Raw genomic sequence first — 13260 nt, 5'->3', positions numbered from 1 at the left:
ACGCCCTTTTTGTTCCTGTTCGCCGGTGAAGCGCACGTCCGCCACGCCATAACCGGGATCTCCCACTATTGTTCTGAGCGTGCCTCGCCCATTGGGAGAACTCGAAGACGCGGTCATGTCGCGGGTGTGGAAGTGGAACCGCCCGGTGACCGTTCGAGAAGTCCTGGAAGATCTTCAGAAGGAGCGGTCCATCGCGTACACCACCGTGATGACCGTTTTGGACAATCTCCATCAGAAGGGCTGGGTGCGCCGCGAGGCGGAAGGCCGCGCCTATCGATATGAGGCCGTCTCCACCCGCGCCGCCTACGCCGCCGCCCTGATGAACGACGCCTGGTCGCAGAGCGACAACCCCGCAGCCGCTCTCGTCGCCTTCTTCGGCATGATGAGCGAGGAACAGCGCCGGTCGCTCAGCGATGCCGTACGCATCGTCCAGGGCCCGGAAACCCAGGAACCGACCGAACCGTCGGAATCCGCAGAACCGGCCGAACGAGCGGAACCCCGACAAGGCCTCCCGGAGAACCCCGCCTCCGCTCAGGACCTCGGTGGGCGATAGCGTCCGGTCATGTCCGCGAAGAGCCCCGAAGCCACCGCAAAAGCCATCACCGTCCGGCGGGCCCGCACCAGCGATGTCCCGGCCGTGCGCCGCCTCCTTGACGCCTACGTCCGCGGCGGCATCCTGCTCGACAAAGCGACGGTGACGCTTTACGAGGACATCCAGGAGTTCTGGGTCGCGGAACGGGACGACAACGCCGAGGTCGTCGGCTGCGGCGCGCTGCACGTGATGTGGGAAGACCTCGCGGAAGTCCGCACTCTCGCGGTGAAGCCGGGCCTGAAGGGGGCGGGCGTCGGGCACCGGGTGCTGGAGAAGTTGCTGGAGACCGCCCGCTGGCTCGGCGTTCGCCGTGTTTTCTGCCTGACCTTCGAAGTCGACTTCTTCACCAAGCACGGCTTCGTGGAGATCGGCGAGACGCCCGTCGACACGGATGTCTACGCGGAGCTGCTGCGTTCCTATGACGAGGGTGTCGCGGAGTTCCTCGGACTCGAACGAGTGAAACCGAACACCTTGGGCAACAGCCGGATGCTTCTGCATCTGTGATCGTCCGCCGCTAGAGGGCCGCAAGAGCGTCCGGCCGGTTCGTCAAGGCATATTCCGCGACGCCCGCCCCTGCCCCGGTGCCCTATGTCCGAAACGCGCACGTTTCCGGACCGAGCCCGGGCTGCCGGTCTCTGCCGGGGGTTTGTGTTTTCCCGGCAAAAGCGGTTTGCTTTCCGAGGTACTGCAGTACTGCATATAACAGGGGACGGCGATACGGCGGACGCCGGCACTCCCCCGGCCCTTGAAGATATCGATGAAAGGAAATCCGGTGGCACAGAAGGTTCAGGTCCTTCTTGTCGACGACCTCGACGGTGGCGAGGCGGACGAGACCGTGACGTTCGCGCTGGACGGCAAGACGTACGAGATCGATCTCACCACTGCCAATGCGGACAAGCTCCGTGGCCTTCTCGATCCTTACGTGAAGGGCGGTCGGCGTACCGGAGGCCGTGCTTCGGGCGGGCGCGGAAAGGCGCGCGCGGCTTCGAGCGGCAGCCAGGACACCGCGGCGATCCGCGCCTGGGCGAAGGAGAACGGCTACGAGGTCAACGACCGCGGCCGTGTTCCCGCGACCATCCGCGAGGCTTACGAGAAGGCCAACGGCTGATCAGCGGCACTACCGACCCTGCGCACGCAAGGCCGGTGGCTGGGCGCCCGCGCGCCCGAGCCGGACCCGGTGGCACTGGGTGGCCACCGTGTTCACCAGCCGCACGAGACCGGGGGCGTTCCCACCGCCCCCCAGCGCCGACAGTGTCGGCAGCGAGGCCTCGACCTCGCATCCCGGCTCGGGGGGCCGCAGCCACACGGCGGCCCCCTGGGAACCGGCCGGGCCCGGACGGCCGGGCGGCAGTGACGCGCCCCTGAGCGGTGCGCCCCCTTCCTCGCGAGGCCCCGGGAGTGACGGCGCCGCCATGAGGCCGCCCGCCCCGATCGCCCCGAGATCCAGCGGCAGGGCCCCCCAGTCCAGCCACTCCAGCAGCCCGGGAAGCTCCTCCGCGCTGCCCGTGGCCACCAGGAACAGCATCCGGTCGCCGTGCAGGGCGACGGGAGAGCCCGGCGCCAGGCGCCGCAGGGCCGCGTACCCCGCCTCCGCCGGGACGTCCAGGACGTCGTAGCGCACCCCCACCGCCAGCCGCAGCGGATCGCCGGGCACCGTCGGCCACCCCAGTTCGTTCTCGTACCAGCGCCGGACCTGACCGCTCACGCCGGCCGCGTCGAGCGGCCGGCGAGGGAGCGGAAGGCACCGGGATGCGGACGCGATCACGGGGTGCGGGGCGCCGAACATGCCAAGTGCAACAGCCGGAAGGCCGTGCGAGTTACGCTGGGTGGCGCCATGAGTGCGCAGCGTGGCGAAACGGGGGCGTGCGGGGGGTGCGGACAGGCGCAAGGTTGTTCGCCCGTAGCGGAGGGAACGGGGCCGCTCGGCATGGACTTCCGGTCCCCACGGGTAAGACATCCCTAGTGGGAGGGGGCGACACGCAGGAAAGGCCGTCTCACGTTCGCCATCGGCGTACTGGCGAGTGGGGTATCTGCCTGGCCTGCGGGAACATCGTCTCGCACCATCGGGTTGGAGCAGATGTCGGCGTTCGGGGTCAGGAGGCCAAGGACGGTGTCGGCAGTTGGAATGAGCGGTCCCCGCTTGCGGGACTAAGCTGCGGAAGGACAGGGAGGGGAAGTTCCCCCCACTGCCTGACCGCTCTGAGGAGCGATTAACGATGTTCGAGAGGTTCACCGACCGCGCGCGGCGGGTTGTCGTCCTGGCTCAGGAAGAAGCCCGGATGCTCAACCACAACTACATCGGCACTGAGCACATCCTCCTGGGCCTGATCCACGAGGGTGAAGGTGTCGCCGCCAAGGCCCTTGAGAGCCTCGGGATTTCGCTCGAGGCGGTCCGCCAGCAGGTGGAGGAGATCATCGGCCAGGGCCAGCAGGCCCCGTCCGGCCACATCCCCTTCACCCCCCGTGCCAAGAAGGTCCTGGAGCTGTCGCTCCGCGAGGCCCTTCAGCTGGGCCACAACTACATCGGCACGGAGCACATCCTGCTCGGCCTGATCCGCGAGGGCGAGGGCGTCGCCGCCCAGGTCCTCGTCAAGCTGGGCGCAGATCTGAACCGCGTGCGGCAGCAGGTGATCCAGCTGCTCTCCGGTTACCAGGGCAAGGAGACCGCCGCCGCCGGCGGTCCTGCCGAGGGCACCCCCTCCACGTCCCTGGTCCTCGACCAGTTCGGCCGGAACCTCACCCAGGCCGCTCGTGAGTCCAAGCTCGACCCGGTCATCGGGCGCGAGAAGGAGATCGAGCGGGTCATGCAGGTGCTGTCCCGCCGTACGAAGAACAACCCGGTGCTGATCGGTGAGCCCGGCGTCGGCAAGACCGCCGTCGTCGAGGGCCTCGCCCAGGCCATCGTCAAGGGCGAGGTGCCCGAGACCCTCAAGGACAAGCACCTCTACACCCTGGACCTCGGCGCGCTGGTCGCCGGCTCCCGCTACCGCGGTGACTTCGAGGAGCGCCTGAAGAAGGTCCTCAAGGAGATCCGCACCCGCGGCGACATCATCCTGTTCATCGACGAGCTGCACACGCTGGTCGGTGCGGGTGCCGCCGAGGGCGCCATCGACGCCGCGAGCATCCTCAAGCCGATGCTGGCCCGAGGTGAGCTCCAGACCATCGGTGCGACCACGCTGGACGAGTACCGCAAGCACCTGGAGAAGGACGCGGCCCTGGAGCGCCGCTTCCAGCCCATCCAGGTCGCGGAGCCGTCCCTGCCGCACACGATCGAGATCCTCAAGGGTCTCCGTGACCGGTACGAGGCGCACCACCGCGTCTCGATCACCGACGAGGCGCTGGTCCAGGCCGCCACCCTGGCCGACCGGTACATCTCGGACCGCTTCCTGCCGGACAAGGCGATCGACCTGATCGACGAGGCCGGGTCCCGGATGCGCATCCGCCGGATGACCGCGCCGCCGGACCTGCGCGAGTTCGACGAGAAGATCGCCGGTGTCCGCCGCGACAAGGAGTCCGCGATCGACTCGCAGGACTTCGAGAAGGCCGCCTCCCTGCGCGACAAGGAGAAGCAGCTCCTGGCCGCCAAGGCCAAGCGGGAGAAGGAGTGGAAGGCCGGCGACATGGACGTCGTCGCCGAGGTCGACGGCGAGCTGATCGCCGAGGTCCTCGCCACCGCCACCGGCATCCCGGTCTTCAAGCTGACCGAGGAGGAGTCCTCGCGTCTGCTGCGCATGGAGGACGAGCTCCACAAGCGGGTCATCGGCCAGAACGACGCCGTCAAGGCGCTGTCGAAGGCGATCCGCCGTACGCGTGCCGGTCTGAAGGACCCGAAGCGCCCCGGAGGCTCGTTCATCTTCGCCGGCCCGTCCGGTGTCGGTAAGACCGAGCTGTCCAAGGCGCTCGCCGAGTTCCTCTTCGGCGACGAGGACGCGCTGATCTCCCTCGACATGTCGGAGTTCAGCGAGAAGCACACGGTCTCGCGCCTCTTCGGTTCGCCCCCCGGCTACGTGGGCTACGAAGAGGGCGGCCAGCTGACGGAGAAGGTCCGCCGCAAGCCGTTCTCGGTCGTCCTGTTCGACGAGGTCGAGAAGGCCCACCCGGACATCTTCAACTCGCTGCTCCAGATCCTGGAGGACGGTCGCCTGACCGACTCCCAGGGCCGGGTCGTGGACTTCAAGAACACGGTCATCATCATGACGACCAACCTCGGCACCCGGGACATCTCCAAGGGCTTCAACCTGGGCTTCGCCGCCCAGGGCGACACGAAGTCCAACTACGAGCGCATGAAGAACAAGGTCTCGGACGAGCTCAAGCAGCACTTCCGGCCCGAGTTCCTCAACCGCGTCGACGACGTGGTCGTCTTCCCGCAGCTCAGCCAGGACGACATCCTCAAGATCGTCGACCTGATGATCGGCAAGGTGGACGAGCGCCTGAAGGACCGGGACATGGGCATCGAGCTCTCCCAGTCCGCCAAGGAGCTGCTCTCCAAGAAGGGCTACGACCCCGTGCTGGGCGCGCGTCCGCTGCGTCGCACCATCCAGCGCGAGATCGAGGACTCGCTGTCGGAGAAGATCCTCTTCGGCGAGCTGCGCCCCGGTCACATCGTGGTCGTCGACACGGAGGGCGAGGGCGAGACCAAGACCTTCACCTTCCGCGGTGAGGAGAAGGCGGCCCTCCCGGACGTCCCGCCGATCGAGCAGGCGGCCGGTGGCACGGGTCCGAACCTGAGCAAGGACGCGTAAGCGTCACGGCCGAGTGAAAGGGGCCGGTGCCTTCCGGGGCACCGGCCCCTTTTCGCTGCCCGGGGTCAGATGCGGAAGACCTCGGCGGCGGGGAAGAGCTCGGCGTAGGGGTCGAGGGACTCCGCGCGGTCGACCGGGGTGGCGACGCCCACGGTGCGAAGGCCGGGCAGGCGGGAGGCGAGGACCCGCAGCGCTTCCGGGGGCGGCGGATTCGCGAGGAACTGGAGGTCCCGGATACCGGGCAGTTCCGGCATGGCCTCGTGCGCGTACGCCTCGGGCTGCCCGTAGAGCGACAGCGTGGTGAGCGCCGGGAGGCCGGCCACCTCGGACCAGTCCTCGGCACCGAGGTACTGCGCGCCGGACACGCCGAACGCGAGGGACTGGAGCGTGGGCCACCGGGTGAGGCCGCGCAGCCCCGTCGAGCGGATGGACCCCATCCCCAGGAAGAGACTCAGCAGGGGCGCCCCGACGGGGAGCACGTCGGTGAGGACGTCCCCCGGAAGGCTCTGGGCGATGGAGAGCCGTGTGAGCAGCGTCAGCGATCCCAGCCCGGTGAGGTCGGCCCCGCGGTCGAAGACCGACAGGTCGGTGAGCGGCAGGTCCGCCAGGCTCGACAGGCCCACGGCGTCCGGGCAGTGCTGGAGCCACAGGGAGGTCAGGGACCGGAACGCCCGGAGCTCTCCCAGATGCCCGAGGCCCGGATTGTTCCGCAGGTGCAGCAGGCGGACCTCGGAGGGGTCGGGTACGCAGCCGATGAGCGCGGCCGCGGTGAGCGGGCCGTCGAACCGCAGCCTGTGCCAGGGGCGCATCAAGCGGAGCGCCGCCCTCTGCTCGGCCGACTCGCAGACCAGGGAGAGACCGTCCCGCTCCAGGTGGTCGAGCACCTCGATCGCGTACTCGCGCGTGTCGAAGCGGCTCCAGGTGCCGGCCAGCTGGCGCCGCACGTCGAGATCCGGATGGTCGCGGAAGCGGCGCAGCACCGCCAGGGCGCCCCCGTCCTCCTCCGCCCCGAGCAGTGAGGCGGTGACGGCGACGCCGTGGGCCTCCCCGGCGGTCAGTCCCTCCGGCCCGGGCAGCAGCTCCAGGACCAGCGGGCCCGCCTCCGCGAGGGCCTTGGCCTCCTCCGTCGTGCGCGGCGGGACGAGTGCCCCGGCCCGTTCCTCCACCTCCGCCCGCACCCCGGGATCCAGGGCCGCGGCGTGTTCGAGGCAGGCCAGGGCGAGGAGGGTCAGCCGCGGGGTGCCCTCGGCCAGCAGCCGGCGCAGCAAGGTCGCTCGTTCCCGGGGGCGGGCGTGCGCGACCGCCATGCGGATCACGTCCTCCCAGAGGCTGTCGCCCGCGTGCCCGGCGAGGACGTCCAGGTGGCCCTCCTCGACGGCGTACCGGGCGCCCAGGTAGTCCTGGAAGGTGCGGTGGACGAAGTCGACGACGCCCTCGCCGGGCCGGCGCAGCAGGCCGCTGCGGAGCAGGAGGGTGCGCAGCACCGCCTCGGCGTCACCCCGGCCCGACCCCGGCGCGACGACCGGCAGACAGCGGGCCACGATGCCCTCGGCCGTCTCCAGGTCCATCTCCGTGTTGCCGCTCAGCACCAGCGCGTAGGCGAGGCGCTGGAGCACCTCCAGCTGGGCCTCCTCGCCCAGCTCGACGCCGTCCACCGCGCCCATGCCCCGTTCCCGGTCACGGCGGGCGAGGAGCATCGCGAGGGCGGCGTCGTACAGCTCCTTGCGGCCGGTGGGCAGGTAGCCCCGCCGCTCCCGGTGGAGGGCACAGATCAGACCGCACATCAGGGGGTTGGTGGCGAGGCGGGCCAGGTCCCGTTTGGTGCGCAGGGAGTCCAGGAGCTGTGTCTCGTACTCGGGCGCCTGCGCGGCCGCGTGCCAGCGGTGCACGAACGTCGCCACGTCGGCGCGGCGCATCGGGGTGAGGGTCAGTTCCCTGAATCCCTCGGCGGCCAGCCAGTCCGGGCGTACGGCGGTGGGGCGTGAGGTCAGCAGCCAGTGGTTGCCGGGGAAGGCGTGGATCAGGGCGAGCAGCCAGTCGCGGGTGCGGTGCCGGTCGGCGGCGGGAATCTCGTCCAGGCCGTCGACCAGGACCAGCCCGCGCCCGGCGGCCAGCACGCGGTCCGCCCAGCCTTCCGGCGGGGTGAGGGGGCAGCCCACCGCCGTGAGGAAGGCCGCGGGGGCGGGGAGCGCGCCCGAGCGGACCAGGGTGCGCAGGGGGAGGACGAACGGGACGCGGGTCGCGTCCCGGGCGGCGGTCACCGCCAGCCACTGCACGAGCGTGGTCTTGCCGGAGCCGGCGTCGCCGCGCAGCATGACCCGGTCGTGGCTGCTGAGGGCCTCCTCGGCGGGTAGCCGGGCGGCGGCGGTGGCGGTACCCGTGTGCTCGCCCGGCGGCGCGTCGGACACGCCGGTCTGCTCGCCGCTCGTCGCCTCCAGGCTCAGGTAGGCGACGGCCAGGGGCCAGCGGTCCGGGGAGTCCCGCAGGTCGATGCCGTAGATGGTGATGTGGTTGTGGCGCTCGGCGACGTACGGCAGGTAGCGGCGTTCGAAGGCGGCGTCGCGGGCGAACGGGCGGGGTGTGCGGGTGAGCAGCTCGTCGACCTTGGCGATCAGTTCGGCCTGGCCGCGGGTCTGTTCGACGAGGGAGCGGGCGACGAAGGTGGAGCGGCGGGTGAAGAACTCCAGGATGTTCAGGCACGCCCACTCGGTCGCGTGGTCGAGGAAGTGGCAGGAGTCCGCGCCCAGCCCGTCGGGTGCCGGGGCGGCGTAGTGCAGCTTCTTGGCCAGCTCGCGGTGGCCCAGACGGACCGCTTGGACGTCGTCCATGTCGAGGTCGCCGAGGGCGAGCAGCCTGCGGGCCAGGGTGTCGGTGACCGCGATCCGCTCGTCGGCCGGGAAGGGCGGCTCGCCGGGGGAGTCCACCGCCTGCGCCACGAGCTGCCCGGCGAGCTTGTGGACGTCCCGCTCGTCCAGGGTGCGTTTCTCGCCCCGGAAGGACACGAGAGCGGACAGGCGTACGGGCTGGTCGACCAGGCCCGCTCCCGGTCCGTCCGGGCGGAAGAGCTTCTTCAGCAGCGGAGTCACCAGTGCGGACGCCAGCTTGCCGCCGAGTACCGTCGGATCCAACCGCCTCACCCCCGTGATCGCGTGAACGGGGGTGAGACTACTAGCAGTTGACCAGGCGGGTCAGGACAGCTGTCCGTCGTAGTCCGGCAGTTTGTACGTCTTCTCGGCGTGGCCGCCCGACAGGTCGGTGCTGCTGTTGCCGATGTTCGCGATGATCGTGTAGCCCTTGCGTTCGATGGCGACGCGCTGGGCCGTCTTGTACTCGGCGACGTTCCTGAAGAGGTCGATGAAGTTGCGGACGTGGAGCCCCGCGACCTGGTAGCCCGTCTGCTCCAGGTTGTACTCGGTGAACGAGGCGATGATGTCCGGCCGGGCGGTCACGAAGAAGAGGGCGACGCCGCGTTCCTGCGCGTATCTGGCGGCCGCGAGGACCGGCTTGTTGGCCGGTTGCGGGTAGCTGAAGCCGAAGTCCGTCTCCAGCGCGGTGTTGTCGATGTCGAGGACGATCGCCTGCTTCTCGCCCGGCTTCGCGGCCGCGATCCGCTGTTTCAGATAGGGCAGCGCCTGGTCCATCACGGCCTGGCAGTCCTTCTGCCAGGTGCCGTAGTCGACGTCCGCGGCTGCGGCGGTGGTGGCGGCCGTGGAGGCCCGGGTGGCGGTGGTGGCGTCGGCCGGTGCGGCCATCGCCAGGAGGGCTGCGGCCGAGACGGCGGTCACTGATGCGCGGCGCAACCAGGGGCGTCGGGTCTGCATGTCGTGGGGGTCCTCTCACGTCCGTGACGCTGCCAACATGTCGTGTGCATGTTCGTGCGCGAGGGTGGCGCGAGGGGAACCGTAGGGTTACCGGACGGTAGGCGCCTAGAGGCGTGCGCCACATTTCAGGAATGGCCGAAGAGCGCCCCCGGTGACATGCGGCACAGGCGATATGTCCGTTACTAGCTGGAATAGTGGATAACGGAACGGGAGAAAAGGGATTCTTGCCCCGACGCGAGGGCGGAAGTGCGGGCCAGTGCCCTGATTCGTCCCGAATGACTGCTGTGTCAAGAGACGTAGAACACTGAACCAAATTACTAAAGAGCGTCGTAGATCACGCTTTTGGGCGTTTGTCGGGCCTCGGGTTACCAAGGGATGGCCACACGGCGAGCGACTGTGCGCCGGGTGGTTTTCTCCGTCCCCTTCCATACGAGGTTTCGATGTCCCAGCGCGTCACGTCCCGTTCTTCCCGTACGTCCCAGCTCCGCACCCGTGCGACCGTGCTGGCCGCCGGCCTTGGTGTCTCGGTCGCACTGGGAGCCGGGGTCGCGTCCGCCGCCGACACCACGGCCGCGTCCGGTGCCGCCAGTGCCGTCCAGGCGCAGGCCGCCGCCCAGGCCAAGGCCGCCAAGGCCGAGGCCGTGAAGGCTGAGAAGGCCGCCAAGGCCGCCGCCGCGAAGAAGGCCGCCGCGAAGAAGGCGGCCGCCGAGAAGGCGGCCGCCAAGAAGGCCGCCCCCTCCTGGGTCGACCCGGTGAAGAAGTACAAGCTCTCCGCGTCCTTCGCCCAGAACGGCGGCATGTGGCAGTCCACCCACAGCGGTCAGGACTTCGCCGTGCCGAGCGGCACCCAGGTCGTCGCCACCCACGGCGGCACCGTGGTCAAGGCCGGCGGCAACGGCGCCGGTGACGGCCCCGCGTACGGCAACGCCGTCGTGATCAAGCACGGCAACGGCACGTACTCCCAGTACGCCCACCTGTCGAAGGTCACCGTGCGGGTCGGCCAGATCGTCAAGACCGGCCAGGAGATCGCCAAGTCCGGCAACACCGGCAACTCCAGCGGCCCGCACCTGCACTTCGAGATCCGTACGACCCCGAACTACGGCTCGGCGGTCGACCCGGTGAAGTTCCTGCGCGCCAAGGGCGTGAAGGTCTGACCCGGCCCCGCGCCGCCAGGCCCTAGGAGCCCCTGGCTGCCCGGTGGGCCTGGGTCACCAGGTCCGTGGCGACCTCGAGGACGGCCTTGTGCCGTTCCTCGGGGTCGTCTCCCACGTCCTGGAGCAGGAACATCCCGGCGTGCAGCGTGAAGATCGCGCTCGCGCAGCGGACCTGGTCGACCAGGTCCGCGTCCGGGTCGACGATGATGTCGCGCAGGCTGTGCACGCGCGCCTTGAAGGATTCGCCGATCCGCAGGTCCCGTACCGACGCCTGGTTGTCGTGCATGAAGCGGAACAGCGGTGCCGCCTGGGCGAGCGTGTCGGCGTAGCGGCGGATGATCTCCTGCTTGGTCTCCAGCGTGTGCGGCTGCTGCCTGCCCCACTCGATCAGGTCCTCGATCGGCTGGGTGAGGTCCTCGAAGATGCTGACGAGGATCTCTTCCTTCGTCTTGAAGTGGTAGTAGAGCGCCGCCTTGGTGACCTCCAGGCGCTCGGCGATCTCGCGCAGGGAGGTCTTCTCGTAGCCCTGCTCCGCGAAGAGTTCGAGGGCCACGTCCTGGATGCGCCGGCGGGTGTCCCCGCGGCGCCGCTGCCTGGTGCCGTCCATGGTGCCGCCCATCCTCCTACGCCCCCCGCTTTCCATAAAACTTACTTGACGACCGGCTAGTTCCAGGTCTAGCTTCCGAGTGTAATCACTAGCCGGTCGGCAAGTAAGTAGCAGTGGTGAGTAGCGGTAGCTGGGGGAGTGGGAAGCGATGACGGACACGACGGACACACCGGCGGCAGACGCCGGGGAGAAACAGCCCAAGAGCGTGCGGGTGGTGCTGCTCGCGCTGATGATCGCCATGATGCTCGCGATGCTCGACAACATGATCATCGGTACGGCGATGCCGACGATCGTCGGTGAGCTGGGCGGGCTCGAACACCTCTCCTGGGTCGTCACCGCCTACACGCTCGCGACCGCGGCCTCCACCCCGCTGTGGGGCAAGCTCGGCGACATGTACGGCCGCAAGGGCACGTTCCTGTCGTCCATCGTCCTCTTCCTGATCGGCTCCGCGCTCAGCGGCATGGCCCAGAACATGGGCGAACTGATCGGCTTCCGTGCCGTGCAGGGCCTCGGTGCCGGCGGTCTGATGGTCGGCGTCATGGCGATCATCGGCGACCTGATCCCGCCCCGGGAGCGCGGCAAGTACCAGGGCATGATGGCCGGCGTCATGGCGCTGGCGATGATCGGCGGTCCGCTGGTCGGCGGCACCATCACCGACAACTGGGGCTGGCGCTGGGCCTTCTACATCAACCTGCCGCTCGGCGCGGTCGCGCTGGTCGCCGTCAGCGCGGTGCTGCACCTGCCGAAGAAGCGCTCCAAGGCGCGGATCGACTACCTGGGCGCCGCGCTGCTGACCGTCGGCATCACCGCGATCGTGCTGGTGACGACGTGGGGCGGCACGGAGTACGCCTGGAGCTCCGCACGGATCATGGAGCTGATCGGCATCGGGGTGGCCGCGCTGGTCGGGTTCGTGTTCTGGCAGACCAGGGCCGCCGAGCCGGTGGTGCCGCTGCACATCTTCCGCAGCCTGAACTTCACGCTGATGTCGGTCATCGGTTTCATCACCGGCTTCGTGATGTTCGGCGCCACGCTCTTCCTGCCGCTGTACCAGCAGTCCGTGCAGGGCGCCTCCGCGACCAACTCCGGGCTGCTGCTCCTGCCGATGCTCGGCGCGATGCTGGTGACCTCGATGGTCGCCGGGCGGGTGACCACGAACACCGGCAGGTACAAGGTCTTCCCGGTCGTCGGCAGCGCGCTGATGATCGTCGGGCTGTATCTGCTCTCCACGATGGACACCGGGACCTCCCGTCTGACGTCCGGGGTCTTCATGGCCGTGGTCGGACTCGGCATGGGCTGCCTGATGCAGATCACCATGCTGGTCGCGCAGAACAGCGTGGAGATGAAGGACATGGGCGTCGCGTCCTCGTCGACCACCCTGTTCCGTACGCTCGGCTCCTCCTTCGGCGTCGCGATCATGGGCGCGCTGTTCAACAACCGCGTTCAGGACGTCATGAGCGAGCGGGCCGGGGCGCTGGGCTCCAAGGTGACCGAGCAGTCGGCGCAGCTCGACGCGAAGAGCCTGGAGAAACTGCCGGTGCTGGCCCGGGAGGCGTACCAGCACGCGGTGTCCGCCGGCACGCACTCGGCGTTCTTGCTCGGGGCCGTGGTGGCGGTGGTCGCCCTCGTGGCAGCCGTGTTCGTCAAGGAGGTGCCGCTGAAGGGAGCGGGACCCAAGGAGGACGGCAAGCCGGACACCCCGGCGGCGCAGCCGCCCATGGTCGAGGCCGTCTGACCGCACCGTACGAGGCCCCCGGGAGTGTCCGCCCGGGGGCCTTCGGCATGCCCGGCCGCACCGCCCGTCGCGCCCGGGCGGGGCCGTGGGCCGCGGCCGTTGTCGGACCCCCGTGCCACCATCGGTCGCATGGACAAGACGCGCCGGATCCGGCTCGCCAAGGACGCCATGGACCGGGACTGGGCCGACCCCGGGCTCGACCTGGACACCGTGGCCGCGCACGCCGGGTACTCGCGCTACCACTTCATCCGCGCCTTCAAGGAGGAGTACGGCGAGACCCCCGGCCAGTACCTCACCCACCGCCGCATAGAACGCGCCGAGGACCTGCTGCGCACGGCGAACCTGTCGGTGACGGAGATCTGCCACCTGGTCGGCTTCAGCAGCGTCGGCACCTTCTCGGCCCGCTTCAAGGCCTGGACCGGCCTGACGCCTAGCGAGTACCGGACGAAGCACGTGGGCCGGGGCGCCGCCCTCATACCCGGCTGCTACGCCATGCTCTGGGCCGGCGGCTTCCGCTCCGCGCCCGGCGCCGGCGAGCAGAACCCTTCCGGAGAGGCGAAGCAGCGCAATTCCGGAGAAGCGGGCTGACACCCCCGCTGCCTACCGTGGCAG

General features: G+C 69.5%; 11 protein-coding genes. 7 read left to right on the top strand and 4 right to left on the bottom strand.

Features of this window, described 5'->3' with window-relative positions; all coding sequences use genetic code 11:
* Window positions 1-79 precede the first annotated feature (79 nt).
* The 3 genes from AB0E85_RS25585 to AB0E85_RS25575 all read left to right on the top strand — a co-directional run bounded on the left by AB0E85_RS25585 (window position 80) and on the right by AB0E85_RS25575 (window position 1700).
* On the top strand, window positions 80-553 hold the full coding sequence (locus AB0E85_RS25585; protein WP_361931436.1) for a BlaI/MecI/CopY family transcriptional regulator: 474 nt from the start codon (window positions 80-82) through the stop codon (window positions 551-553).
* A gap of 9 nt (window positions 554-562) precedes the next feature.
* Entirely contained in the window at window positions 563-1096 is a 534-nt protein-coding gene (locus AB0E85_RS25580; RefSeq protein ID WP_361931433.1) for an amino-acid N-acetyltransferase, read from the top strand.
* Window positions 1097-1364: 268 nt separating this feature from the next.
* The gene (locus AB0E85_RS25575; protein ID WP_102910506.1) at window positions 1365-1700 is read left to right on the top strand and encodes an Lsr2 family protein; all 336 of its coding nucleotides are present in this window, start codon (window positions 1365-1367) and stop codon (window positions 1698-1700) included.
* Window positions 1701-1709: 9 nt separating this feature from the next.
* Here the strand turns inward: AB0E85_RS25575 and AB0E85_RS25570 are convergent, their stop codons facing one another.
* Entirely contained in the window at window positions 1710-2378 is a 669-nt protein-coding gene (locus tag AB0E85_RS25570) for an SCO3374 family protein (protein ID WP_361931430.1), read from the bottom strand.
* Window positions 2379-2808: 430 nt separating this feature from the next.
* Between AB0E85_RS25570 and AB0E85_RS25565 the strand changes: the two genes are divergently transcribed.
* Window positions 2809-5334 (top strand): ATP-dependent Clp protease ATP-binding subunit, encoded by a 2526-nt coding sequence (locus AB0E85_RS25565; protein WP_361931427.1) that lies wholly within the window; start codon window positions 2809-2811, stop codon window positions 5332-5334.
* A gap of 65 nt (window positions 5335-5399) precedes the next feature.
* On the opposite strand, the gene AB0E85_RS25560 is transcribed toward AB0E85_RS25565, so the two are convergent.
* Together AB0E85_RS25560 and AB0E85_RS25555 are read right to left on the bottom strand one after the other, a co-directional pair.
* Window positions 5400-8462 carry an NACHT domain-containing protein gene (locus AB0E85_RS25560; protein WP_361931424.1) on the bottom strand — a complete coding sequence of 1021 codons (3063 nt, stop codon included), beginning with the start codon at window positions 8460-8462 and terminating at the stop codon, window positions 5400-5402.
* Window positions 8463-8522: 60 nt separating this feature from the next.
* Entirely contained in the window at window positions 8523-9155 is a 633-nt protein-coding gene (locus AB0E85_RS25555; RefSeq protein WP_361931422.1) for an HAD family acid phosphatase, read from the bottom strand.
* A gap of 440 nt (window positions 9156-9595) precedes the next feature.
* Here AB0E85_RS25555 and AB0E85_RS25550 point away from each other — a divergent pair, with 440 nt between their 5' ends.
* Entirely contained in the window at window positions 9596-10309 is a 714-nt protein-coding gene (locus AB0E85_RS25550; RefSeq protein ID WP_361931419.1) for a M23 family metallopeptidase, read from the top strand.
* Between the two features lie 22 nt (window positions 10310-10331).
* Here AB0E85_RS25550 and AB0E85_RS25545 read toward each other — a convergent pair whose 3' ends face one another.
* Window positions 10332-10928, bottom strand: a complete 597-nt coding sequence (locus tag AB0E85_RS25545; RefSeq protein WP_361931416.1) for a helix-turn-helix domain-containing protein — start codon at window positions 10926-10928, stop codon at window positions 10332-10334.
* Window positions 10929-11064: 136 nt separating this feature from the next.
* On the opposite strand from AB0E85_RS25545, the gene AB0E85_RS25540 reads away from it, so the two are divergent.
* Window positions 11065-12648 (top strand): MDR family MFS transporter, encoded by a 1584-nt coding sequence (locus AB0E85_RS25540; protein WP_361931414.1) that lies wholly within the window; start codon window positions 11065-11067, stop codon window positions 12646-12648.
* Window positions 12649-12777: 129 nt separating this feature from the next.
* Window positions 12778-13236: a helix-turn-helix transcriptional regulator gene (locus tag AB0E85_RS25535; protein ID WP_361931411.1), complete on the top strand. Its 459-nt coding sequence runs from the start codon at window positions 12778-12780 to the stop codon at window positions 13234-13236.
* The last annotated feature ends 24 nt before the right edge of the window (window positions 13237-13260 follow it).

Source organism: Streptomyces sp. NPDC029044, assembly GCF_040637495.1.
In the GTDB taxonomy this organism is placed as follows: Bacteria; Actinomycetota; Actinomycetes; order Streptomycetales; family Streptomycetaceae; genus Streptomyces.
This window is presented reverse-complemented; position numbering and strand designations above follow the sequence as displayed.